25 protein-coding genes and 2 tRNA genes are annotated in these 22,226 nt (G+C 55.5%); 20 read left to right on the forward strand and 7 right to left on the reverse strand.

Annotated features, from left to right (window positions below):
- Positions 1 to 25 precede the first annotated feature (25 nt).
- Entirely contained in the window at positions 26 to 748 is a 723-nt protein-coding gene (locus FrondiHNR_RS01025; RefSeq protein WP_279353403.1) for an SDR family oxidoreductase, read from the reverse strand.
- A gap of 787 nt (positions 749 to 1,535) precedes the next feature.
- Between FrondiHNR_RS01025 and FrondiHNR_RS01030 the strand changes: the two genes are divergently transcribed.
- Entirely contained in the window at positions 1,536 to 2,105 is a 570-nt protein-coding gene (locus FrondiHNR_RS01030; RefSeq protein ID WP_279353404.1) for a hypothetical protein, read from the forward strand.
- Here the strand turns inward: FrondiHNR_RS01030 and FrondiHNR_RS01035 are convergent.
- Positions 2,091 to 3,425, reverse strand: a complete 1,335-nt coding sequence (locus FrondiHNR_RS01035) for a dicarboxylate/amino acid:cation symporter (RefSeq protein ID WP_347567135.1) — start codon at positions 3,423 to 3,425, stop codon at positions 2,091 to 2,093. The genes FrondiHNR_RS01030 and FrondiHNR_RS01035 overlap by 15 nt on opposite strands.
- A gap of 221 nt (positions 3,426 to 3,646) precedes the next feature.
- Complete coding sequence (gene pgm, locus FrondiHNR_RS01040) at positions 3,647 to 5,269, reverse strand: phosphoglucomutase (alpha-D-glucose-1,6-bisphosphate-dependent) (protein WP_279353406.1); 1,623 nt, start codon at positions 5,267 to 5,269, stop codon at positions 3,647 to 3,649.
- Positions 5,270 to 5,333: 64 nt separating this feature from the next.
- Here pgm and FrondiHNR_RS01045 point away from each other — a divergent pair, with 64 nt between their 5' ends.
- Both FrondiHNR_RS01045 and pheA read left to right on the forward strand, forming a co-directional pair.
- Positions 5,334 to 5,474 carry a hypothetical protein gene (locus FrondiHNR_RS01045; protein ID WP_279353407.1) on the forward strand — a complete coding sequence of 47 codons (141 nt, stop codon included), beginning with the start codon at positions 5,334 to 5,336 and terminating at the stop codon, positions 5,472 to 5,474.
- Positions 5,468 to 6,430: a prephenate dehydratase gene (pheA, locus tag FrondiHNR_RS01050; RefSeq protein ID WP_279353408.1), complete on the forward strand. Its 963-nt coding sequence runs from the start codon at positions 5,468 to 5,470 to the stop codon at positions 6,428 to 6,430. The genes FrondiHNR_RS01045 and pheA overlap by 7 nt, the downstream gene beginning before the upstream one ends.
- A 45-nt stretch (positions 6,431 to 6,475) precedes the next feature.
- On the opposite strand, the gene FrondiHNR_RS01055 is transcribed toward pheA, so the two are convergent.
- Entirely contained in the window at positions 6,476 to 7,465 is a 990-nt protein-coding gene (locus FrondiHNR_RS01055) for a diacylglycerol kinase family protein (RefSeq protein WP_279353409.1), read from the reverse strand.
- A 57-nt stretch (positions 7,466 to 7,522) separates the two neighbouring features.
- Between FrondiHNR_RS01055 and serS the strand changes: the two genes are divergently transcribed.
- The 6 genes from serS to FrondiHNR_RS01085 all read left to right on the forward strand — a co-directional run bounded on the left by serS (position 7,523) and on the right by FrondiHNR_RS01085 (position 13,122).
- Complete coding sequence (gene serS, locus FrondiHNR_RS01060; protein ID WP_279353410.1) at positions 7,523 to 8,788, forward strand: serine--tRNA ligase; 1,266 nt, start codon at positions 7,523 to 7,525, stop codon at positions 8,786 to 8,788.
- A gap of 5 nt (positions 8,789 to 8,793) precedes the next feature.
- Positions 8,794 to 9,636: an HAD family hydrolase gene (locus FrondiHNR_RS01065; protein WP_279353411.1), complete on the forward strand. Its 843-nt coding sequence runs from the start codon at positions 8,794 to 8,796 to the stop codon at positions 9,634 to 9,636.
- Positions 9,637 to 9,707: 71 nt separating this feature from the next.
- Positions 9,708 to 9,795 (forward strand) — tRNA-Ser (locus FrondiHNR_RS01070).
- Between the two features lie 529 nt (positions 9,796 to 10,324).
- Positions 10,325 to 11,698, forward strand: coding sequence for an LCP family protein (locus FrondiHNR_RS01075; protein ID WP_279353412.1), 1,374 nt, complete (start codon positions 10,325 to 10,327; stop codon positions 11,696 to 11,698).
- A 109-nt stretch (positions 11,699 to 11,807) separates the two neighbouring features.
- A tRNA-Ser gene (locus FrondiHNR_RS01080) sits at positions 11,808 to 11,896 on the forward strand.
- 86 nt (positions 11,897 to 11,982) lie between these two features.
- On the forward strand, positions 11,983 to 13,122 hold the full coding sequence (locus tag FrondiHNR_RS01085; protein WP_279353413.1) for a site-specific integrase: 1,140 nt from the start codon (positions 11,983 to 11,985) through the stop codon (positions 13,120 to 13,122).
- Positions 13,123 to 13,206: 84 nt separating this feature from the next.
- On the opposite strand, the gene FrondiHNR_RS01090 is transcribed toward FrondiHNR_RS01085, so the two are convergent.
- Genes FrondiHNR_RS01090 through FrondiHNR_RS01100 form a run of 3 tightly spaced genes read right to left on the reverse strand, consistent with a single transcriptional unit; the run spans position 13,207 to position 14,979 of the window.
- Positions 13,207 to 13,803, reverse strand: coding sequence for a hypothetical protein (locus tag FrondiHNR_RS01090; protein ID WP_279353414.1), 597 nt, complete (start codon positions 13,801 to 13,803; stop codon positions 13,207 to 13,209).
- A 10-nt stretch (positions 13,804 to 13,813) separates the two neighbouring features.
- Complete coding sequence (locus tag FrondiHNR_RS01095) at positions 13,814 to 14,554, reverse strand: hypothetical protein (RefSeq protein ID WP_279353415.1); 741 nt, start codon at positions 14,552 to 14,554, stop codon at positions 13,814 to 13,816.
- Entirely contained in the window at positions 14,551 to 14,979 is a 429-nt protein-coding gene (locus tag FrondiHNR_RS01100) for a hypothetical protein (RefSeq protein ID WP_279353416.1), read from the reverse strand. The genes FrondiHNR_RS01095 and FrondiHNR_RS01100 overlap by 4 nt, the downstream gene beginning before the upstream one ends.
- 766 nt (positions 14,980 to 15,745) lie before the next feature.
- Here FrondiHNR_RS01100 and FrondiHNR_RS01105 point away from each other — a divergent pair.
- The 11 genes from FrondiHNR_RS01105 to FrondiHNR_RS01155 all read left to right on the forward strand — a co-directional run bounded on the left by FrondiHNR_RS01105 (position 15,746) and on the right by FrondiHNR_RS01155 (position 22,044).
- Positions 15,746 to 15,961, forward strand: a complete 216-nt coding sequence (locus tag FrondiHNR_RS01105) for a hypothetical protein (protein WP_279353417.1) — start codon at positions 15,746 to 15,748, stop codon at positions 15,959 to 15,961.
- Positions 15,954 to 16,262, forward strand: a complete 309-nt coding sequence (locus FrondiHNR_RS01110; protein ID WP_279353418.1) for a hypothetical protein — start codon at positions 15,954 to 15,956, stop codon at positions 16,260 to 16,262. Before FrondiHNR_RS01105 ends, FrondiHNR_RS01110 begins: the two co-directional genes overlap by 8 nt.
- Before the next feature lie 12 nt (positions 16,263 to 16,274).
- On the forward strand, positions 16,275 to 16,502 hold the full coding sequence (locus FrondiHNR_RS01115) for a hypothetical protein (protein ID WP_279353419.1): 228 nt from the start codon (positions 16,275 to 16,277) through the stop codon (positions 16,500 to 16,502).
- On the forward strand, positions 16,492 to 16,863 hold the full coding sequence (locus FrondiHNR_RS01120; RefSeq protein ID WP_279353420.1) for a hypothetical protein: 372 nt from the start codon (positions 16,492 to 16,494) through the stop codon (positions 16,861 to 16,863). The genes FrondiHNR_RS01115 and FrondiHNR_RS01120 overlap by 11 nt, the downstream gene beginning before the upstream one ends.
- A complete protein-coding gene (locus FrondiHNR_RS01125; protein ID WP_279353421.1) occupies positions 16,860 to 17,501 on the forward strand; it encodes a hypothetical protein in 642 nt (213 codons plus the stop codon). Before FrondiHNR_RS01120 ends, FrondiHNR_RS01125 begins: the two co-directional genes overlap by 4 nt.
- Positions 17,491 to 17,760, forward strand: coding sequence for a hypothetical protein (locus tag FrondiHNR_RS01130; protein WP_279353422.1), 270 nt, complete (start codon positions 17,491 to 17,493; stop codon positions 17,758 to 17,760). The genes FrondiHNR_RS01125 and FrondiHNR_RS01130 overlap by 11 nt, the downstream gene beginning before the upstream one ends.
- 626 nt (positions 17,761 to 18,386) lie before the next feature.
- Positions 18,387 to 18,566 carry a hypothetical protein gene (locus FrondiHNR_RS01135; protein ID WP_279353423.1) on the forward strand — a complete coding sequence of 60 codons (180 nt, stop codon included), beginning with the start codon at positions 18,387 to 18,389 and terminating at the stop codon, positions 18,564 to 18,566.
- On the forward strand, positions 18,563 to 19,273 hold the full coding sequence (locus FrondiHNR_RS01140) for a DUF2637 domain-containing protein (protein WP_279353424.1): 711 nt from the start codon (positions 18,563 to 18,565) through the stop codon (positions 19,271 to 19,273). The genes FrondiHNR_RS01135 and FrondiHNR_RS01140 overlap by 4 nt, the downstream gene beginning before the upstream one ends.
- A complete protein-coding gene (locus tag FrondiHNR_RS01145; protein WP_279353425.1) occupies positions 19,270 to 19,968 on the forward strand; it encodes a hypothetical protein in 699 nt (232 codons plus the stop codon). Before FrondiHNR_RS01140 ends, FrondiHNR_RS01145 begins: the two co-directional genes overlap by 4 nt.
- The gene (locus FrondiHNR_RS01150; RefSeq protein WP_279353426.1) at positions 19,965 to 20,138 is read left to right on the forward strand and encodes a hypothetical protein; all 174 of its coding nucleotides are present in this window, start codon (positions 19,965 to 19,967) and stop codon (positions 20,136 to 20,138) included. Before FrondiHNR_RS01145 ends, FrondiHNR_RS01150 begins: the two co-directional genes overlap by 4 nt.
- Complete coding sequence (locus FrondiHNR_RS01155) at positions 20,131 to 22,044, forward strand: hypothetical protein (RefSeq protein ID WP_279353427.1); 1,914 nt, start codon at positions 20,131 to 20,133, stop codon at positions 22,042 to 22,044. Before FrondiHNR_RS01150 ends, FrondiHNR_RS01155 begins: the two co-directional genes overlap by 8 nt.
- Positions 22,045 to 22,226: the final 182 nt, after the last annotated feature.

Below are 22,226 nucleotides of genomic sequence, written 5' to 3' on the forward strand. Positions count from 1 at the left end.
GCGAAACGCTGAGACCGGGAGGGAGCTAGGCGCTTTGACCGGTGCTCGCCAGAACGATCTCGCGGACGGTGACGTTTGCCGGTTGTGAGTTGGCAAAGAGGATGGCTTCGGCAACTACCTGAGGGTCGAGCACGCCACCGGCGGATTCCTTCCACGTCTCGTAATCATCTTTGATCTGCTGGTTGGTGGTGTGTGAAAGTAGTTCGGTTTCGACCGCGCCCGGAGCAATTGTGATGACGCGCACTCCTGACCCGCTTACTTCTTCACGGAGGTTTTCGGACATAGCGTGTACTGCAAACTTTGTTCCAACGTAGGCGGTGTGGTTGGGGAACGTCTTGCGACCGGCCACCGAACTAATGTTGATAATGGTGCCGCTACCGCGATCAACCATTCCGGGGAGTACCGCTTTTATGCCGTTGAGTAGGCCAAGAACATTGACGTTAAACATCGTGTCCCACTCCTCCGCAGCCTGTTCGGCAATGCGTCCGAGTAGCATGATTCCGGCGTTGTTTACGATGGTTTCAACGGGACCGTAAACCTCCTCTGCCTCGTGAACCGCCGCTGCAAGAGCGTCGCGGTCAGTGACGTCAACCGCTCGCGTCATGGTGTGGGGGAGGTTTAGCGCATCGAGGCGATCGGCCCGGCGAGCGAGCAGGAGCAGGGCGTGACCGTTGCGAGAGAATGTTTGGGCGGTGGCAGCCCCGATTCCCGAGCTGGCACCGGTGATAACAACGAGGGGCTTGAGCATGGTGATGACCTTTCTAGGTAAAAGAGAGACTGTCGCGGTCGCAGGGAATTCTGGTGTCGAACCCGGATTACAATCGGGGGAGAGATGATGCTGGCTTTCGAGAAATCGGACCAGATACGGTGCCTAGTTTACTAGGTTCCTGGATTATTGCCCAATTTATAATAGGGAAGATATAAGTTTTTCTCGACGCTTTCTCCTGCGAAGATTTAGTGTCGCTAATAACGTGAATTGAGCAAAATATTGACGGTCATCTCCCTGCTTCTGATGCCGATTTTTCTTTAGCTGGGGCTCCTTAAAGCTCAGGTAGCCGTTTTGTCAGCCTCTGTATTAGAGGGCATGTTTGAGGCAGGGCTTGCGTTTGGATGAGTAGATGAATAGGTGTGTTCCGGGTGGGGTGGCACAATCGGGTGGGGTGGCACAAAAGGAGTACGGCCATTGTGAGGTTGGCTTTGTCCGGTATCACATCCCTGTGAATCGTGGGATATTTTATGGTTGCAACCTGGCGGTTTGATCCCCATTGCTATAGCGTTTCTTGGGCCACCCCAAAGGCTATTGCTTAGAAGTATTATAATTAAGGAAAACAAATATTTTTTATTTGGAAAATTACTTGCTCTAAGGAGGAGTGGTGTTGACTGACACAGAAGAGAAAGCTGGACGATCACCGAATAGAAACATTCCGGGTGCTTTAGCAATTACGTTTGGCGCTGCGTCACTGGTATTTTTCTTTCCCATCGTTCTGACTTTGTGCCCATCAGGGTGCTTTCCCGGTTCAACTAATGATTTGGGGATGGCCTTTGGGACTGTGGCTTTTCAAGCCGCTCCATATTCGGTGCTTTTGGGAGTAGCTGGGCTCGCGTGCGGCATCGTTGGGCTTATGATGAGGGAGTATAAAAAAAGAACGGCGGTTATTGGGCTGGGTTTGTCCACCATTGCTCCCCTGAGCGTTGTGGTGCTGTGGATCTCTATGTTCGTGTCCGCGAGCTCCTATGGATCTGACATAGATTCGAGTTCTTGGGGCGACGAATCGCAGGTAGAGGAGGAGGCTCCGCAGCCCGTAGAAACTGTAGATTTAAGTGTGCGCTATGAGGTAACGGGTGTTGGCGAAGCGCGACTTGCTTATCGCGACTATACGGATGGTGATGGTGCTATGGCGGAAGTTTACGGTGAGCTTCCCTGGGTTCTTGACACACGCTCCTCGTGGCCAATTGATAGTGAAATTTTTCTGTATGCGTCTAGTGAAAATGGTGAGATTGCTCAGTGCACGATTACGGTAGATGGCACTATAGTTTCTCTACAGGCATCAAATGGTACCGATGTCGAGTGCAGTATCGCGACCGCGAGCCTATTGGGTGACTGATTGGGAAATCTCTGAACTTTCTGGAGACAGGTCGTCGCTAAAAGGATTGCCTCGGCGGGGCGCGTTGTATAGCTCCTCATCGAGGATGCCCTCGCGTTTAGCCACAATCGTGGGTATGAGTGCCTGGCCCGCGACGTTGACCGCGGTGCGTCCCATGTCAAGAATTGCGTCCACTGCCAGCAGCAGACCAACACCCTCGAGCGGCAACCCCACCGTGGTGAGGGTGAGGGTGAGCATCACGATTGCACCGGTTGTTCCTGCGGTCGCGGCGGAACCCACCACCGAGACCAGCACAATCAGAAGGTACTGCACAATGCTGAGTTCGATGCCGTAGAACTGGGCCACAAATATGGCCGCAATGGCGGGGTAGATAGCCGCGCAGCCATCCATCTTTGTGGTTGCCCCCAGGGGGACGGCAAACGAGGAATACTCGCGAGGAACCCCCAGGTTGCGCTCGGTGATGCGCTGCGTGAGAGGCAGAGTACCGATCGAAGACCTGCTCACAAAACCGAGCTGCACGGCGGGCCACACGCCACTAAAGTACTGCTTGATCGAGAGCTTATTGCTACGGATGATCACGGGGTAGACCACAAAGAGCACGAGCGCCAGGCCGATGTATACGGCGGCGACAAACCAGGCGAGGGAGCCGATGGTGGTCCAGCCGTAGGTGTTCACGGCGTTGCCGATGAGAGCAAAAGTGCCAATGGGTGCAATTCTGATGATCCACCACAGCACCTTCTGAATCACCACGAGGGCTGACTCGTTGAGGCGCAGGAAGGGCGCGGCCTTTTCGCCCACTTTAAGGGCGGCAATTCCCACGGCAACGGCCACAACAATAACCTGCAGAACGTTAAAGCCCACCGTTGAGCTGGCGGTGGCGGTATCGCCCGTAACCGTCACCGCGGTGTTGACCGTTGCACCCACGAAGTTTGCGGGAATAAGTCCCGTGAGGAAGCCCCACCAGGAGCCCACCGAAGAGGGGTCGCCCCCGACCAGAGCCCCGTGATCCGCACGATCCCCGGGCTGGATAACCACACCCAGAATAATGCCGATTGTCACCGCGATGAGCGCTGTGATCGCAAACCACAGGATGGTCTGCCCGGCTAGGCGCGCCGCGTTGGTGACACGCCGCAGATTACTGATGCTCGATACGATGGCGGTGAAGATAAGCGGAACAACCGCTGCTCGGAGCAGGGAGACGTAGCTGGTCCCGAGGGTGGACAGGGTGGCGGCCAGTCCGTTGGGGTTGTCTTCGGCATCCGGTCCAATCTCGCGGGCGATGATACCCGCGATTACTCCAAGCACAAGGGCCACCGTGATTTGAACACCAAATGACTTTGTCCAGGCGGGTAGGCGTGAGGATAAACTGCTCCGGGGTGGGGTGGACGTGGGTGTTGTGGAACTCACCGTAAAACCTTTCGCTCTGCGGGGCTGTACGGCCCACTTGACCAATATGGTATGTACCCCGGTGGATAAAAGCTACAAAAATGACGTGATATTACACGCTGTGGGTAACCAGCTGTCTGTGGAGGAGCGCGCGGTTACCGGGAATGCAACGCAGCATCCACAATCTTTTGGGCTTCCACCTGAACCTCACGCAGGTGCTCGGCACCCGCAAAAGACTCCGCGTAGATTTTATATACGTCTTCGGTTCCTGACGGGCGCGCGGCAAACCAGGCCCGCTCCGTGGTGACCTTCACTCCGCCTACGGCAGCACCGTTACCCGGGGCCTCGCTCAGCACAGCGGTAATGGGCGAACCCGCAAGGGTGGTTGCCATTATTGCGGAGCCCTCAAGTCTGCCTAGGGCAGCCTTCTGTTCCGGGGTGGCTGCGGCATCGACCCGTTCATACACCGGGTTACCAAACTTCTCGGTGAGTTCCCGATACAGCATTGTGGGGGTTTTACCCGTGACGGCAACGATCTCAGCTGCGAGCAGGGCGAGGATAATGCCGTCTTTGTCCGTGGTCCACACCGAGCCGTCCGCACGCAGGAAACTGGCCCCTGCGCTCTCCTCCCCACCAAACGCCAACGAACCGTCAAGAAGCCCGGTAACAAACCATTTAAAACCAACCGGCACCTCAAGAAGCTTGCGTTCCAGGGTGTCGGCGACCCGATCGATCATGCTTGATGAAACCAGGGTTTTACCCACGGCAGAGTCGCTCGGCCACGACTCTCGATTGCGGTACAGGTAATCGATACACACGGCTAAATAGTGGTTAGGGTTCATGAGACCGCCGTCGGGCGTCACAATGCCGTGTCGATCCGCGTCGGCATCATTGCCGGTGATGATGTCATAATCATTGCGGTGCGTAAGAACCGAGGCCATCGCGCTGGGGGAGGAGGGATCCATACGGATCTTGCCGTCCCAATCCAGCGACATGAAGGCCCACTGCGGGTCAACTCCGGGTCCGAGCACCGTGAGATTCAGATCGTAACGCTCTGCAATGGCCGCCCAATAGGACACGGATGCCCCACCCAGCGGGTCGGCACCAATTCGGACACCCGCCCGTCGGATCGCATCAATGTTGATAACGCTCTCGAGGTCTCCCACATAGTTTTCAAGAAAATCGTAGCGGCCAACGCTCAGGGGGGCCTCGCGCTTTACGTCCACAAGCCCGTTCTCAATGAGGGCGTTGGCGCGTGCCGCAATCCACGCGGTGACGTCACTATCGGCCGGCCCCCCGTGTGGCGGATTGTATTTAAAGCCGCCGTCTTGAGGTGGGTTGTGGCTGGGGGTAATGATAATGCCGTCGGCGAGATCGTGTGTGCGGTTACGATTATGGGTCAGGATAGCGTGGCTGAGCGCGGGCGTGGGAACATATTCATCGTCGGCGCTTGCGAGTATATCGACGCCGTTAGCCGTGAGAACCTCTAGCGCGCTTTGCTCGGCGGGGCGGCTGAGGGCGTGGGTGTCTCTGCCGATGAACAGCGGCCCGGTAATGCCCTGGTTTGCCCGGTGCTCCACTATGGCCTGCGTGATGGCGAGGATGTGTGTTTCGTTAAACGAGCCGTTGAGCGACGTGCCGCGATGTCCAGATGTACCAAAAACCACACGTTGTGCGGCCTGTGAAGGGTCGGGGGTGAGGCTGTGGTAGGAGGCGAGTAACGCCTCAACGTCGATTAGATCGGTTGCTGCAGCTGTGGTTCCGGCGCGTTCATGCATACCCCCAGTGTGCCAGTGACTCTCGTGAGATGCATCTGTGTTGCCCAATTTTTATGAATTCGCGATGAAATTCCTGAGGGTTGCGGAGCGTTGCCGATGGAACGTGCCCCTGGAACTCCGCGAGGGAACGGGCGAGGCCAGCCTCACAGAAGCCACAAAACGAATTGTGGGCGGGGCAATATTCGTTATGCTCGAAGCATGGTAAACGACACAAATCTTCCTGAGGCCTCCCGCACCTACAGTTATCTGGGTCCGTCGGGGACGTTTACCGAGGCGGCGCTCGCTCAGGTTCCCGAGGCCCAGGGGCAGGTATGGCGCTCGGTGAACAACGTGGGGGAGGCGCTGCAAGACGTGGTGACCGGTCGTAGCACGGCCGCAATGATCGCGATTGAAAATTCGGTCGAGGGCGGAGTCTCCGTCACGCAGGACGCTCTCGCCACCACTCCCGGCCTTCAGATCATGGGCGAGTACCTGGTAAACGTGAACTTCGTGCTTGTTGCCCGCCGGGGAACAACACTCGATCGGGTTAAGATTATTAACGCTCACCCGGTTGCCTACGGACAGTGTCAGCGCTGGATTAACACGCACCTGCCCGACCACGAGCACATTCCCGCAAGCTCAAACGTGGCCGCCGCTGCTACCCTCTTTAACGGTTCAATCGCGGATGCCGCAATCGCCCCGCCCGCCATCGTCCAGCACTACGATGTGGAGCTTTTGGCGCAGAACATCGGCGATAACGATCGGGCCGTTACCCGCTTTATCCTGGTGGGTCAAAGAATGCCCGCCTCCGAGCCGACGGGGTCGGATAAGACCAGCCTGATCGCCGAACTGCCCGAGGATGAGGCAGGTTCGCTCAACTCCCTCCTCGATAATTTCTCCACTCGGGGTGTGAACCTGGGCCTTATCCAATCGCGTCCGATCGGGGATGCCCTGGGACGCTACCGCTTTGTGCTCGACATTGACGGCCATATTCGCGATGAACGCGTTGCGGACGCCCTGCTCGGTATCAAGCGCTTCAGCCCGCATGTTATCTTCCTCGGTTCATACCCCCGTGCCGACGGGATTGTGAGTTCCCCGGGGCCACGTTACAGCAACGAGGCATTCACGGATGCTCGAGACTGGTTGCGCGACGTGATCGCGGGGAAACCCCCCGCCGACTAGCCACCTCAGTCTCGGGCCGCGTTCACAACCCCGTGGACATCACGGTCAGGGCACCCGAACCAGTAGCGCCCCCGGATCAACAAAACCGTGCGCGGCTACGGCCTCACCAAACTCGTCCCCGTCGAGTTGCACCGCCTCGGGGCGGTCAAGGGTAACCTCAAAAGTGCGCCCGGTGAAATAGGACACTTCCTTGGCATCATTGGTGAGATCAATGATCCTGCGACCCGTCTTGGTTCTGCGCAGCACGCCGTTTTCCCAACCGATGATGCGCCCGATATTAAACCACGAGAATATGCTGCGTGGGCGCAGCGCAACCAGGTCAAGAATCCCATCATCGGGCTTCGCGTTGGGGATTAAAAGGACGCCACCGGGCATCAGTCCACAATTGCCAATCATGACGCTGTAGACAGACATGCTGCTCTTCGCGGAGGAATCAATCTGGTAGCGGATTTTAATCGGTTTTTGCACGATGAGGGCGCGGACTCCCCCCTCCACGTAGGCCAGCCACCCCACCCTTTTTTTCAATCCCGATTGGGTAAGCTGAATGGCTTTGGCGTCGATCCCCAACCCCGCCAAAACCAGAAAAACATGCTCGTCCTGATAGCCGCTCTTGCGGACGATGTTGACGACTCCCAGATCGATCGAGCGGGTTTTTCCCGTAAAGACTGTTGCTACGGCATCGTTTATGTGGCGCAATTCAATACCGAGGTTGCGGGCAAGAATGTTCCCCGTTCCCTGGGGAACAATACCGAGAGGAACCCCACTACCTCGCAGTCCCTCCGCAATCGAGCGAACCGTGCCGTCCCCGCCGGACGCAATAACAAGATCTGCCCCGGCCTCAAGCGCCGCAAGTGCGTGATCTTTCCCCGACTCCGCAATGCTCGTTTCATACCACAGCGTTTCTGACGGCTCCGGCCCGTGCTGTTGTGCTAACACAGCCCTTTTAAGCGCCTGCACCCCGGTTTTTCGCGGATGATAAATCACCGCAACGCGGGAAAAGGACAACTCGGGAGTATCAATAGGGGTTTCTACCATGATAAATACGCTACGTTATCAGCGGGGATTACGTATACCACGCACTAGACTGGCAGGATGATCGATCCAGTACTGCTCCGCGAAAATCCCGACGTCATCAAGCTTTCACAGCGCGCTCGCGGAGCATCGGAGTCCCTTGTCGATGAGGCGCTTCACGCGGATTCTGTTCGGCGCGAGGCCATCACCGAGTACGAGACCCTGCGGGCAGAGCAGAACGCGTTTGGCAAGACGGTTGCTCAGGCGGCGCCCGAGCAAAAAAAGGCCCTAGTGGCGGAGGCTCAAGACCTGGCCGCCCGAGTGCGTGAGGCAAACCAGAGGGTATCTGAGGCGGAGACCGCTTTCACCACGCTGGTTCGAGGCATTGATAATCCCGTTATTGAGGGGGTTCCCTCGGGCGGGGAAGAAAACTTTGTGACCCTCCGCGAGTACGGTGAGCACCCCGATTTTGATTTTGTTCCGCGCGACCACCTCGAATTGGGTGAGCTACTGGGTGCCATCGATATGCCTCGTGGCACCAAGGTGAGCGGATCGCGTTTTTACTTTTTGCGCGGTATCGGTGCCAGACTTGAGATTGCCCTCATGAACCTGGGTCTCGACCGTGCGCTTGAGGCCGGTTTTATCCCCCTCATTACCCCCACCCTGGTGAAGCCCGAGGTAATGGACGGCACGGGTTTTCTGGGTGAGCACGCTAGCGAGGTGTATCGGCTTCGCGACGACGACCTCTACCTCACGGGAACCAGCGAGGTTGCGCTCGCCGGATACCACTCCGACGAGATTCTCGACCTGGCAGACGGCCCCCTGCGCTACGCGGGCTGGTCCACCTGTTACCGTAAGGAGGCGGGCTCCTATGGTAAAGATACCCGGGGAATTATCCGGGTGCACCAGTTTAACAAGCTTGAAATGTTTGTCTACACCACGCCCGACCAGGCGGAGGCCGAGCATGATCGTCTCGTGGCCTGGCAGGAGGGTATGTTGCAGGATCTGGGCCTGAGCTATCGCGTGATCGATGTGGCCGCCGGTGACCTGGGTTCGAGTGCCGCCCGCAAGTTCGATATTGAAGCCTGGATTCCCACGCAGGGTGCCTATCGTGAGCTCACCTCTACCAGCAATTGCACCACTTTTCAGTCCCGACGCCTGGGCACCCGTTTCCGCGCCGAGGGAGGGAAAACCACGCCGGTTGCCACCCTGAATGGAACGCTCGCTACTACGCGCTGGCTGGTTGCTCTCCTTGAGACCCATCAGCGAGCCGACGGTTCGGTGGTGGTGCCCGACGCGCTGCGCCCGTATCTGGGGGGCCGTGAACTCATGACCCCGGAGAACTAACGATTATGGATTCTGAGATAACACCCGTTACCCCGTCTATCGCTGGGCAAAAGTTTATTGCTCTTGACATTGATGGAACAATACTCGACGAGAGCGGAAATATATCGCAGGCCGTACACGACTCAATCGCGGAGGTGGCTGCGGCTGGACACACGATAACAATCGCAACGGGCCGCTCGGTGGCCGACACCCTCCCGATAATGCGCAGGCTCGACCTTGAACCCGAGTATGTGGTGTGCGTCAACGGTGCCATTACGCTGCAGCGCGACCCGGCACATCCGGGCGGGTATCGGCGCGAGTTTGTGGAAACATTTGATCCGCGCGCCGTCCTCACCCAGATTCGCCCCTATTTGGCAAATGCCCACTACGCGGTGGAGGACGAAACCGGATTTTATCGCTACACCGATAACTTCCCCGAGGGTGTCTTTAACGGTTCCGGTGAGAGGGTGTCCTTTGACGGACTGCTCGCGACGCAGGCCACCCGCGTGGTGGTGATCTCACCCGATCACGCGATAGAAGAATTTCTGGCAATCGTTGAGGAAATGGGCCTGCACCGGGTGAGCTACTCTATCGGGTGGACGGCCTGGCTCGACATCTCTCCCGACGGGGTTAACAAGGCCACCGCCCTGAGGCGGGTTGCCGACCTGCTTGGATTTCCCGATGACGTCCTGGTCTCTGCAGGCGATGGTCGCAATGATGTTGAGATGCTCGAGTGGTCCAGCCGACGCGGGATTGGGGCCGCAATGGGTCAGGCACCCGACGAGGTGAAGGCCGCCGCATCACACGTTATCCCCTCGATCGAAGACGACGGGCTGGCACAGCTGCTCCGCTCGCTCACAACTGAGTAAATACGCCTTAGTTGTGCGTCGCGAGGGTGGACAAAACACGCGCCACCCATTTTTACGTTATGCTCTTTCTCGGAGGGCTGTCCGAGCGGCCGAAGGAGCTAGTCTTGAAAACTAGTGGGCGGAAACGTCTCGTGGGTTCGAATCCCACGCCCTCCGCCATTTTTGAGTCTTATCGCTACCTCTCGAATATGTGAGCGATGAGGCTTGTGATCTTCGTTCGGGTTCCTTGCTCTTGTCCGCGGGATGCGACTTTTCGGTGGTTTTGCTTCGCTTAGGGTAGTCCTTGGAAGCTCGTGTGACCCGCCGCCGAGCCCCCGTTAAGATGCAGTGCCAGGTCTGTGCAGGACGCATGGAGGGGCTAGCGGTGAGGAGCAAGATAAACTCATCAAGATTTTTGCCCTCAAAGAGGGCATCAAGGCGTCTTTGCCTTTATTACTTTTGTTCTCGTACACTCACGACTGATCTGTTGTGGAGGGGTTGCTTGCCATCAGGGTCCGGATCGAGAAGGTGGCTGTGAATAACAGTAGGGTGTGAATGCCCAGTGTAGATAAATCTGGATCTCCCGGCAGGTGCGATAAAACGTGCTCGATCCCGCATCGGTTACTGATTGACTCCTCACAAAGTGCAAAGATTCTCAGCCTTTTCTCGACTCTTTCACTACACTGGAACGAGGTCTCCGTGATGTTCTGTGGGTGACCAGCCTGCTGAGGCTATCTCCACAGATACTCGGGTATACCTCAAGAATTTATGGATTATTGCCGAGAACTTAGATTTGGTGGTGTGGATGTTGGCTTCTCATAAGCGTGCACCAGAAGATAACGTACGCCCTTCTGTGAGACACGGACGCCTGAAACGCTCAGCGAGTTGGCGCAACCTCCTCAAGCTGACGGCTACGGGTCTGGCCGTTGTGCTGGTCAGTGGAGCCTCGGTGGGTGCCTACGCTTTTTGGGATCTGACCAGCAGTCGTAAGAGTGACGTTCAGCTTGTTGCCGGGACCCTTGATCATGGAAATACCGATGTCGTTGAGGCGGGCGCGCTTGATGGTGCGGTATCCATTCTTCTTGTGGGAACCGACAGCCGTGCGGGACAACAGCTTGACGATGGGGAAACCGGCGAGCTCAACGATGTAAACATGCTCCTCACTATCTCTGCTGACCACACAAAAGCCAGCGTGACAAGCTTTCCTCGAGACCTGATGCTGCCCATACCCTCGTGTCCGAGCGACACGGGTGAGCTTAACTATTATCCGGCGATGAGTGAGCAACCGCTTAACTCCGCTCTCCAATATGGTGGGCTTGCCTGCGTAGCCCTTACTATTCAGGAACTTACCAAGGTGCAGATCGATCACGCGGTGACCATCGATTTTAACGGGACAATTGCCGTGTCAGAAGCTGTGGGCGGGGTTAACGTGTGTGTTTCTACCCCTATCAACGACCCGATGTCGGGTTTGCAACTCAGCGCGGGGGAGCACACCCTTGAGGGCGTGGAGGCCCTGCAATTTCTTCGCTCACGCTACGGCGTAGGTGATGGCGGGGACCTCGGCCGAATCAGTAACCAGCAGCAGTTTATGTCTAACCTGGTTAAAAAGGTTAAGAGCGAAGAGGTGCTGACCAACCCGGTTCGTCTTTACTCCCTAGCAAAAGCCACCATTGAAAACACGAGCACCTCAACCTCGCTCACTCTTCCCACGATTCTTTCAATCGGTGAAACGGTGAAAGACATCGACCTCAATGACATCAACTTCTACCAGTTCCCGGTGATAACTCACCCATACAACGCTAATAAAGTTGTGCCAGACTACACCACCGCAACCCTTCTCTTTGAGGCGATTCAGAGTGGTACGGCCGTGCAGGCTGGGCAAACAGGACCGGCAACCCAGGTTGACCCCAATAGCATTCCTGCCGAGCAGCCCGCAGCCCCCGAGACCCAGGCAAACGCTCCGGTAGCGTCGCAGCCCGGGGAGACAGCTAACCCGTCCGCTAGCCCCAACCCTGGCACTGAGGTCATTGACAATCTGCGTGGTCAGAGCGCTAAAGAAGTTACCTGCACAACAGGGCGGTAGTGCGCCCTACCTGTGCAGTATCGAACTTTTTCTCCCGAAAGTGCTCTTTCAATTCGAGAAGAGGTAGGGGATTGGTTATGATAGTCGTTGTGCGTTCTATTGAACGTGTGGAGACGTCGCATAGTCAGGCCTAGTGCACCACCCTGCTAAGGTGGAGTCCTCGCAAGGGGACCGAGGGTTCAAATCCCTCCGTCTCCGCCCATTTAGCCCCGGAAAATCAACGATCTTAAAGCCGGTGGTAGGATAGAATTGCAAAATGGTAGGATAAAATCTACCATTCTCTTATGGCTTCTATCAAACAGCGGTTCCTTAAGAGCGGGGAAAGCCGTTTTGATGTGATTTGGCGTGTCAAGGGTGACAGGGTACCGAAGAGCGTAACCCTCAACGCCAAAGACTCAGCCATTACTATGAAGACGCTGCTCGAAGCTCATGACCATGACATCAACCGCGTGACGCGCTTGATCGCCCAGAGCAAAGTTTCCGGACCTATGGTTGATGAGCTGGCGCAAGAGCATGTGGGGGCGCTTCTCCGTCCACAGGGATCCACTATCCGCGACTACGAAGCATACGTCAAAAACCACATCAGTAAGCATTTTGCGGGAATCCGTGCCGCATCCATTGTGCATGACGATATCGTGAGGTGGGTACGATACATGCAGGAGAAAGGGATGTCCCCAAAGACCATAGCCAACGTCCACGGTTTCCTCTCAAGTGTTTTTAAAACAGGGGTTCGTCAAAAGATTATCGAGACGAACCCTTGCCTCGGTATAGCCATGCCAGTGGATGATGAGGCGGGCGACGCTGAAATGTTTCTCACCCTCGATGAATATAGGCTCATTCTTGAACACATTCCCGAGCGCTGGGTTCCTATGTATGAATTTTTGATCGGCACGGGGGCGCGGTTTGGCGAGGCTTCGGCGCTGTCGGTTGACGATTTTACCCTTGATGCAGAGGTGGCCACCGTCCGGATTTCAAAAGCATGGAAAACAGATCGCGACCGTCAGCCCTACATCGGATCACCTAAATACCAATCCCGCCGCACCGTCTCTTTGGAAGCCACGCTGACTCAAATAATCGTGCAGCACATTAAGGAAAATAAGCTCGGCAGTGGGGATTATATATTTCAACGCCCCAATGGGCGACCAGTCGATAATCAAGCGTTCTCAAAGCAATGTTGGAAAAAGGCTGTATTCGCTGCCAGGAGTCATAAAGACGAGACTAGAAGGCTTCGGAAGAGCCCCACGCCTCATGACCTGCGACACACACACATCTCATGGCTACTGAGTGCAGGTGTGCCGCTTTTCGAGGTTTCGCGAAGGGTCGGGCATCGATCTACTGATTTTACGGCCAAAAAGTATGGTCATTTTATGCCCCAAGCTCAGCGGCGGGCGGCCGATGCTATGGCAGAGATAATGGGACGGTAGATACCGGTGTAGCTCGGAGAAACATCCGACAGTCGTGCCCAAAGCCAAAACGTTCTTTCCACGAACAGGGAAGTCCTTACTGCGCTAGAATAATTTTTCTACAACGATAATGACGGCTCCAGCTGCAATTGGAAGCATCGTGGCAGGAATAAGGAGTTTGTCAAACGCTCGAAATAGTGGGGGTCTATTGTGGAGCACGACTTCAAAAAGGCATCTGACGATTACTGTAAAGATGCCGATAGCCAAGCCCACGCAAAGAACAATTTCCCCGGCGGTGGGAGCATGTGCCAGCATACGATAAATGGTTGTAGCTGCTATAAGAGCAGCGTAAATGTTCAGCGTTTGTGTATACCCAATTACTGCCCACTGCTTGCGATACGGCTCAACGCGCCACGCTGTTTTTGGGGTTTCTGACGCAAGAAAGAAAGTACCAATGAGGGCGGTAGCAGACAGGGCCAAAAAGATATCAAGGAAATTTAGCGGGAAAAAAGTTGCTTTAAGTAAAAACATTCCAAGAAGGAAAGCGATTTGCACAATAAAGTATGCCCGATTACCGCAACCCAAGACTCGATCAATGCGAGAGTAAAGCTTTTTGGAGTTCACTAAAAGGCTCAGTGAGAATGCCAGTAAAGATAATCCAAGTGAGAGGTTTCCAAATGCTATAGAAGCTGCGGCACCCATCAGCATCAGACTAGCTAATATGAACATTTTCTCTTTTATCTGCCGTTGCGGCCGTAAGTACTAATCCAGCACCTGCTAGCAGGATCATGAAAAGCGTTGTAATTACAAGTGCACCATCAATTTTACTGAAGGTGGCATAGGTGACTGTCCCAGTGGCCTCAAAAATAGTACCTGAAATGCGAATGACTGATGCTATGCCCCCACTTAGAAAGCCAGTTGCCAGTAGAATCAACGACCCACGCTTCAAGAGATTTGGTGTCTGTTTCAGTGCTGGTGTAACATATCGAACCACTTCAGCTGTGGCATAAATTGCGTAAACGTTCAGCGCTTGGGTGTATCCGATTACCGCCCATTGTGTGCGATACATTTCCACGCGGTGAGAAGTCTCGGGGGTTACTGCAAGCAGCCAGAATATGATAATTGCGGCCGCTGTCGCACCAAGGATTATGAGATCGCGATTCATGGTTTGAACTCGAGCCTCGGTTGTGACCGCTCCCCTGAATGCAAAGAGCCCGAGGAGGAAGGAAAGCTGCACAACAAGATATGCCCGGTTACCACCTCCCAGTGCACTATCAAAGGCTGGGTAGAGTTCCGCAGAGTTAACCACGAGACAGGCCCCGAAGCTCATGAAGCCGAGAAAAACCATTCGAATGCGTAAATTTGAAGCGTATAGCAGGCGGAGAATTGCCACTGCGATGAGAGCAAGGCCGAGAAAGAAAATTATCATTCCCCAGGGGTCATTTACACTCACAGGTAGTCCTCGGTTTCAGAAAGGGATTTTCGTGAAAGATCGCCCCGTAAAGACTTAGCTAATCTTTTAGCCGCACTTCTTGCGGTTTCTAGTGATTGAACCAGTTGTTCGCAGTTTGCAACGGCTGCTTCGAGATCGTTGATGTGTTGTCGAATATCCGCTACAGGCTCTGCCGATTTTATCGGTGAGCCGATAAGCATAGAGGCAAATTCCTCAATGGCATGTTTAGACCCATGTCTGACTATAAAATCTGCGGGAGGATCGTCGTCGATAAGGCGGTCTACGGTTCCTGGTGACCATCCCAGGCCAGATTCGATTTTCCCCTTCGATATCTCCGAGATGTTGACTTCATCGCGCTCGTATCTACCGAGGGTGATCGGCTCAACATTCACGATCTCCGCAAACTGTGGGCGCGAAAGACCCATATGTGCCCGTTTCTGCTTAAGAATGAAGTAAAGAAGAGACCGTCCTCGGGCTTCGATTGTCATAAAATCAAAAATAGCACATCCCATAACAGAACGTGCCTTTTTGTAACTTTATGCATCTTTATGTTTCTTGACATATCTTTTCGCATCTGAAAGTATCTTTCCAAGTGCTTTACAAAGGAAAAAAATGGAAAACATTGTAGTTCCCGAAAGTAAATCTCTCTGTGGAAATACTGGAAAAAAATGCATGTGTTCACGTGGGTTGCGCGATCTGAAGTTTGAGGATGCTATGGGATGCCCTACCATGCGTGACCTCCTTATTAGTGCGGCACGTGACAATGTGAGCATAAAGCGCCGACTTGCTATTGCTCTTCGGTCGCCCGAGTAAGTACATCGTCTGGGTCTACACCGATTGCAGCACAAAGGCTTAGGAAAACCCTGATTGGCATTTCGCGCTCCCCAGCAACATAGCGACGTATTGCAGGATAGCTGAGTCCTGCACGCTTAGCCACTGCCTTCAGGTTGTCACCACGTTTAGCCATTTCGGCTTTAAGTTGGGAATTTATTGCGAGCACTTTAGTGTCAATGTCTTCTGAGGGCATGAAAATGAGTATACCCATATGGTGCCTTGAGTTTACCGAATGAACCTTTATTCTTCATCTGTACACCCAATTGGGTTTACTAAATATCCAAACAGGTTTTTCAATTGCCCAAGCGGACGTTTTTCTGGCTTGCAAATTCCCAAATGGTAAACTAGAGTACCCATATGGTAATTCGAGAAATGCGTATCAGTGAAGAAATAAAGGTATCCCTGGAGCGGAATGACCGATCATTGAAGTGGCTTTCAGAGAAAACCGGAATTCCTTATCAAACCCTCACCCGGCGCATTAAACATCCTGCGCAATTCACGGTACGCGAGTTGCTTCTTATTGAGGAGCTTTTCGGGGTCAACCTTATGACAGGACTTAGCCGAGATGTCTGAAATGTTAGAAAATCTGGTTCGGAAAGAGGACGAAACCACTATCGGTGAACAACACTTCACCGTTAAAGAGGTAGCCACGCATTTCCGCACGTCCTCAAGTTTTGTGCTGAGTCGTATTCACGGAGAAGGCGGGGAAGTGTGGCCGCACAAACGACTTAGTTCACGTCTTTTTGTTTTCACGCAAAGACATATCGATGCCATTGATCGCCTCACTGATCGGTGGCCCGACGGTCTTGAGCAAGAGCAACATCAGCATCGATCTGCGGCTCAAAGCATAAGATTCCTACTCAACCAAAAATGAAGAAAAACTTTTATGACAAACATAAGATTTTCCGCTGATAACCCCATTTCAATGGTCATCCGCTACACCCGTCTTGCTGAAAACCTTATTCTCCCCGTTGTAGGGCCTCGCACGCAAGACCAAGACATCATCCTCAGAAACCTTGCTCACTGGCAGCGCAAACTAGAAATTTCTCTGAACACGGTCAAAGCCGAGACCTCGACGGACACGAAACGATTGGAGCAGGAACGTGACACGTAATTATGCCCCCGGATCACAACTCCTTGTGACCTTTATGGCGCCCCTCCGAACCGCAACCCTTGCAGTGTATCTCGGCGTGGCCTGTTCGCTATGCGTGACAGTTATTTTGTCAGTCCTGCTCGGTCTAGTAGGACTGCTTCTATCCGTACCCATGGTGATTGGTGCTGGTTCTGGATTTATTGTGGTGGGGCGTGATAAAAGCCGAATCATTCTGTCGCTTTCCACCAGGACACTGATTACCGTTCCTCGCTCAGTTCTTGAGCGATTAGATGGTCCTTTCCTCACAGCGGACGCCAGGGAGCACCTCGCTCAGGCTATGCGTCGTAAACGCTTCGTCAGAACCTCTGAGAAAGTTTCATGATGGAGAGCCTGAGGGAGTACGGATCGATGGGTGATCACGTCAACATCGGGGAACTGCGGGCATTGTCGGATGCAGCTACTCCGGGGCCATGGTTCCGCCGACCGGTGCGCGTCTCCTGCCGGGTAGAGAGCAAAAATCTCCTCTGTCAAAATTTCGACAAACCGCTCATCGAACGCCGATGTGACCCAGATGGCACCGAGTTTCATGAGCATGAGGGGACTAGCGATCATGACATTGAGCCTGAGGTAGCAGGAAATTATGATCCCGAGGACGGCGGGATTATAAACGCCGCTGATACTGCCTTTATTATTGCGGCGCGGTCTGCTGTCCCGGCGCTGATCGATCTAGTGGATGAGTTACGGGCTGAACTTAAGGACACACGCCTGTGGGATGAGGTCAGTCGTGCGCGTGCTGCCGCACATAAAAAGCACGGGGAAGAGTCCGTCGATGCGCTCCCGCTCAATGATCCGCGCTGGCTATCAATCCTTGTGGAGGAGATAGGCGAGATAGCGACCGAGCTACACCGACCCGAGGTCGATTCGTCAGCTCTGCGGGCCGAGTTGGTTGATGTGATGGCTCTGGCGTCTGCGTGGCTAGACGCGATAGATGAGAGGCGGGTAGGGACTGATGAGAATTGATCTTGATCTTGATCCGAAGCTGATTTTTCAGCTTGCTGCTGTGGCTGAGCGGGAAAACATCACCGTCGCCCACCTTATTGCAGATCAACTCAGCGGCGTCGTGAAAAACGCCACCGGGTCCTCTGTTGCGCGACTGGTGAGGGCTGGACTCGATGACGGGGCGATCAGTGTACGACTCGGAATGACTCGCCAAGCGGTCGCAGTATCTCGACGTCACGCCGGTCTGAGCCCGAATCGACCGCAAAGGGAAAGCCAATGAACTTTGTACACGCTTCCCAAGATGCAACAGTATGTCTTCGCTGTGACACCCGTGTCCTTTTCCATGACCTGGGGTGGATCTGCCCCGAATGTAGAGCGATATGGTCAATCGGCTTCTGCGACAAAGAAATTTAGTCAGAGAAAGGAACCTACACGTGCTGTGGCAGATATTACGAACCCGAGCAGATAGAAGGAACCGAAGTGGAATTAGTTAAGTATTTAGGGCCGTTTGACACGGAAAAAGAGGTGCTGCAAAGCATGCCGACCCAACCTAAAAATCGGCGAGACGAGATTGTAATGAATAAGAGGCTGCTGGATAGCGCTCTAGTTACCGCACAGGTTACACCAGGCGGCTATGGCATGAGGGTGCTGGACTGGCTCAGCTTAGCGTCTCCACAAACAGTAGTAGTGATCGCGGACATAATTCTACGGTCGCATAATTCCTCCACAGAGCACCCGGAACCCAAATCATAATAGGGCTGCCGCGCAAAACTACGTTTTTTTGGCAGTGAGAATGGGGTCTTTCTGGATTTTCCTTATCTCACTAAGTCGCGCGAAAGGAATTAAATGTTTTTACTTGATCTTTTGAATAATGTGGCGGTGACTGGGCGTTGGGGGAGTCTGTATGTGACGTGGCCAGCGATCCTGGTTGTTATTGCAACGGTTGGGGGAGTGGTTAGGGCGGTTTCGATTAATAAACCCGCCGGCGCAGTGGTGATCGCTGTGATCGGACTGATCGTGGCTGCTTTTCTGGCCGGGGGTTTGGTTGATCTTCTTATGCAGAATATAGGGAGAAAAATCCAATGAAGGCTCTTTCTATTTTCCTCGGGTTAGCCGTCGTGGGGCTGGCCAGTGGCGGATTTGTTTTGTCTTTTGATGCCCTACGGGATCTGGCCATACGATCAGGCACTGACCGGTCACTAGCCTGGATATGGCCGCTCGTCGTTGATGGTTTTATCGTGATTGCGACGGTATCGGCATTTGCTCTAGCCCAGGCGGGCCGCCGGGTGACATGGTATCCCTGGGCTGCCCTCGGGCTTTTTTCGTGTGTGTCCGTGATCGGTAACGCCATTCACGCGGTCAACCGTGTAGACACGTTGGGAGTGGCCACCCCGGTGGCGGTGGCGGTGTCCGCGATCCCTGCTATCGCGCTTCTTGTGGCCAGTCACCTCCTTGTTGTCATGATCGGATACTGGACACAAAAACCAGCCACAACTCCCGTCACGGTCACGGACGTGGCTCAGGAAACGCAGGAGGTAGTGTCTGTGGTGACCGGTCACGGTCAGGTGTCTGCTGTGTCCGGTCAGCCATCTTTAGCGGCTGTGCAACCGGTGGACACGGTACCAGACGGGGTGCTGACGAAAACTGATCGGGTACAGATTATTGCTCAGGATCTCGCCGACGGGGTTGTGTGGACAAGCACACAAATCGCACAGCGGTTCGGTTTGAGTGATCGCACCGCACGGCGGGATTTGGGGGCCGCACGAGAGATAGCAGGAGGTACAGCAGCATGATTCGTCGGATGGATCCGTCCCGGGCGCAGGCCGCGTTGATTGTAAAAACGGTGGCGAAATTTACGCCGCTGATTCGAGATCGACTGGCGCAAGTCGGTCTGGGGGCGGATACGCCATTAGTGATCGCGGAGGTGCAGTATCGGGCCTGGTGCGCTGCAATCGATGTCACAGTGCCCGAGGTCGAACGGTACGTACAGGGCACTATTGCGCTTTGGATCCGTGACCATGTGCGGCGCACGGTTCGTGAGAGCATCGCACCGAGTACTGCCGCAGCGGTGGTGTGTGCGGACCCAGCAGATCAGGTAGAGAGTTCGTGGGAAGCGGAGCGGCTGAGCACGTACATGATTCGGTATATCGGTGGGGAGACGGTACACCGAATCTTTCGTGGTACGTACCGGCCTTCTGCAACCGGTAGTGTCGCCCGCACCACACGAGTTATTTGCGCAGCGCTTGACCTGGCTGATACTACGCACACCGTCAGCCGAGATGCTCTGGTTGCGTGCCTAGAGGAATCTGACTCGCACGCCCTGTACGAATCTGCCTCGGCGCTGGCATCACAGCGAGCAGTCAGCATGAGACACGCGCACTCTCTGAAAAACGTTGCTCGTGATCTGTATTTTGTCGCGGCAGGCGTTTACCGAACAGAAAAATCGTCTGCCGCTACAAATTTCCCATCAGATTGGGACACACCATGAGTAACCCAGATACTTGCTTGCGTGCGGAGCTGGCCCAGACACTCACAACGAGTGAGGAACGTCGGATCGACGTGATTGACGAGCTGCATAAGCATCTCGCGGTTCAGGTGCGGCGCGCTGAGCGCGCAGAAGCCGCTCTCACACGCTTGCACAAGGACCGTAATGTCTGAGGCCTGGCAGCTCACCCGTGCGATCGCGCGTCGATCATCGGTACGGGTAGCAGTTGTCGATAGCTACGGCACGATCCTCAACGACTACTCCCACCGACACCGGCTGAGTGCGGTCGCGCCCACGGTACCCTGGGCGGTCAACCTCGCCGACGCGAGCGGCGAGTTCCATTTGCTCGCGTTTGACCTGGACACAACCCATGCCAGCGCCGAGATAGTTCAGCAGGAATCCGACCAGCTCACGGCCTGGCTGGCTGAGTGGGGTGTGCCGGTGCTGGTATGCCGGTCAGGGCCGACCGGCGGTCGACACGTCTGGGTCGGCATGGCCGAACCCTTACGGACAGAAACCGTGGCCATGCTCGCCACCGCTCTCAAACGTCGCCTCACCACATTGGATATTGCTCCGTTGATGAACCCCTCGACCGGGGCTGTCCGGCCCCCGGGTGCCCCACACCGGCAGGGTGGACACTCAGAAATCTTGTCCGGCCACCTGAGGACACTCACCCATCCCATCACCCGATCAGAGCCGATCGAGCGCTGGGTTGGCGTAATGGCTGCTGCGGACATGGCCGAGGATATGGCCACCATCGGCGAAACTGTGACCACCAGCGCCGCGCGTACAGTGGCGCGTGATGCCACGGGCCGGTCACACATCAGCGGTCAACACCGCCCACTACCTGCGGCCAGCCAGACAGCGTTGGCCACCACGATCACCGGGTCCGAGGACGCATCAGCACTCATGATGCGTGTCCTCGTCGGCGCGGCCGCTGCCTGCTGGACGCTCGACCACGTGCGTCAGCTCGTGACTACGGCCCCCGGGTTAGAGTATGCGCGGACGCGACGCGAGGGAAAGACCCGCACACCGCGCCCGCCACACGGTCAGCAGTCCACCGAAAGCATTCTGATCCGTCAGTGGGAGCGCGCCGTCAAGTTTGTTGCCGCAGCGCCGCAACATCGCGGCTGCGATGTTGAATTTGATGCACGTGCATCAGCGATCACGGACCTCGTAGCGCGAGTGCAGGAACGGGCAGACGCTATGCCCGGACGATGGGCCACCGGTGCCGGACCCACCATGCGCCGTGTCCTCGACGCGCTCTGTCTATTCGCGCTGCGCGGCGTCACCGCCACCGTCGAGGCCGATCAACGCCGCCTGGCCCTACTGTGTGGTATCGGCGCTCAAACCGCTCGCCGTAGCCTTGCGCGGCTCACAGAGGACGGCTGGCTCGCTCTTGACTCGGAAGCGGTCGGGAGCCACGGCCACCGATGGACGCTCGCCCCGACAGACGTTTTCCACACCCCCACAACAGATGGTGGGCCACAAGGAAACCCGCCCCCCGCAGGGGCAACCCGAATCTCTCTCCTGGCAACCCTCACCGACAGACTGACCCTGGCCGCGCACGATATTTTTACACCTCGCGGACTGGGTCACCACGCAGGAAACCTATACGCACGCGCAAACGAACAACCAACTACCAGCACAGAAAACCCCACGTCGCTTCGCGACCTGGTAAAAGCAGGCCTGGTCACGAGTACCCCGTCTGGCTGGATACGCACACCCCCACACACTCGTGACATGGTCGCCCTGTGGTACGGCACCACCGGCACCCTCTCAGCACGAGCCCTACGTTTCGCAGATGAACGCGAACTCTGGGCATGGTGGCGGGCTGAACTCACCTGGATGTGCGCACCACAACCCAAAAGACGCCCCAAGCCCTACACCAGCCTCTTCGTACTCGGGCCAAACGAAACCATCCACGGTGCCCATCCGCGCCATGACCGAGGCCGAAGCCGCGGCCGCGCGGACTTCGCCGCAGCACGAAGAATACTCACCCGCCCCGCCCAGACGATCACCCGAGCATACGAGGACATATACCGCACAGCCACACGAGAAGCGGAGTTCACACAATGACCCCGGATCTCACACACTTTTTCAGCGGGACTGGGTGTTCCACCCAGGCGAGGGTAACCCCTCGCGCTCCCAAGGAGGCGCTTCGCGCCCGTCTCTTTATTTTTGTTTCTTCCTGGCATTCCATTGTCGTTCCTCCGCACACGGGCCACAAGCGCTGCGCGCCAGCTCCACCGAAAATTTTT

This window comes from Lysinibacter sp. HNR, assembly GCF_029760935.1.
Taxonomy (GTDB): Bacteria; Actinomycetota; Actinomycetes; order Actinomycetales; family Microbacteriaceae; genus HNR.

Coding starts and splice junctions, on each gene's coding strand:
- FrondiHNR_RS01025 (WP_279353403.1), bottom strand. CDS start 748: ATGCTCAAGCCCCTCGTTGTTATCACCGGTGCCAGCTCGGGAATCGGG.
- FrondiHNR_RS01030 (WP_279353404.1), top strand. CDS start 1,536: ATGGCCTTTGGGACTGTGGCTTTTCAAGCCGCTCCATATTCGGTGCTT.
- pgm (WP_279353406.1), bottom strand. CDS start 5,269: ATGCATGAACGCGCCGGAACCACAGCTGCAGCAACCGATCTAATCGAC.
- FrondiHNR_RS01045 (WP_279353407.1), top strand. CDS start 5,334: ATGAAATTCCTGAGGGTTGCGGAGCGTTGCCGATGGAACGTGCCCCTG.
- pheA (WP_279353408.1), top strand. CDS start 5,468: ATGGTAAACGACACAAATCTTCCTGAGGCCTCCCGCACCTACAGTTAT.
- FrondiHNR_RS01055 (WP_279353409.1), bottom strand. CDS start 7,465: ATGGTAGAAACCCCTATTGATACTCCCGAGTTGTCCTTTTCCCGCGTT.
- serS (WP_279353410.1), top strand. CDS start 7,523: ATGATCGATCCAGTACTGCTCCGCGAAAATCCCGACGTCATCAAGCTT.
- FrondiHNR_RS01065 (WP_279353411.1), top strand. CDS start 8,794: ATGGATTCTGAGATAACACCCGTTACCCCGTCTATCGCTGGGCAAAAG.
- FrondiHNR_RS01085 (WP_279353413.1), top strand. CDS start 11,983: ATGGCTTCTATCAAACAGCGGTTCCTTAAGAGCGGGGAAAGCCGTTTT.
- FrondiHNR_RS01090 (WP_279353414.1), bottom strand. CDS start 13,803: ATGGGTGCCGCAGCTTCTATAGCATTTGGAAACCTCTCACTTGGATTA.
- FrondiHNR_RS01100 (WP_279353416.1), bottom strand. CDS start 14,979: ATGGGTCTTTCGCGCCCACAGTTTGCGGAGATCGTGAATGTTGAGCCG.
- FrondiHNR_RS01105 (WP_279353417.1), top strand. CDS start 15,746: ATGGTAATTCGAGAAATGCGTATCAGTGAAGAAATAAAGGTATCCCTG.
- FrondiHNR_RS01110 (WP_279353418.1), top strand. CDS start 15,954: ATGTCTGAAATGTTAGAAAATCTGGTTCGGAAAGAGGACGAAACCACT.
- FrondiHNR_RS01115 (WP_279353419.1), top strand. CDS start 16,275: ATGACAAACATAAGATTTTCCGCTGATAACCCCATTTCAATGGTCATC.
- FrondiHNR_RS01125 (WP_279353421.1), top strand. CDS start 16,860: ATGATGGAGAGCCTGAGGGAGTACGGATCGATGGGTGATCACGTCAAC.
- FrondiHNR_RS01130 (WP_279353422.1), top strand. CDS start 17,491: ATGAGAATTGATCTTGATCTTGATCCGAAGCTGATTTTTCAGCTTGCT.
- FrondiHNR_RS01140 (WP_279353424.1), top strand. CDS start 18,563: ATGAAGGCTCTTTCTATTTTCCTCGGGTTAGCCGTCGTGGGGCTGGCC.
- FrondiHNR_RS01145 (WP_279353425.1), top strand. CDS start 19,270: ATGATTCGTCGGATGGATCCGTCCCGGGCGCAGGCCGCGTTGATTGTA.
- FrondiHNR_RS01150 (WP_279353426.1), top strand. CDS start 19,965: ATGAGTAACCCAGATACTTGCTTGCGTGCGGAGCTGGCCCAGACACTC.
- FrondiHNR_RS01155 (WP_279353427.1), top strand. CDS start 20,131: ATGTCTGAGGCCTGGCAGCTCACCCGTGCGATCGCGCGTCGATCATCG.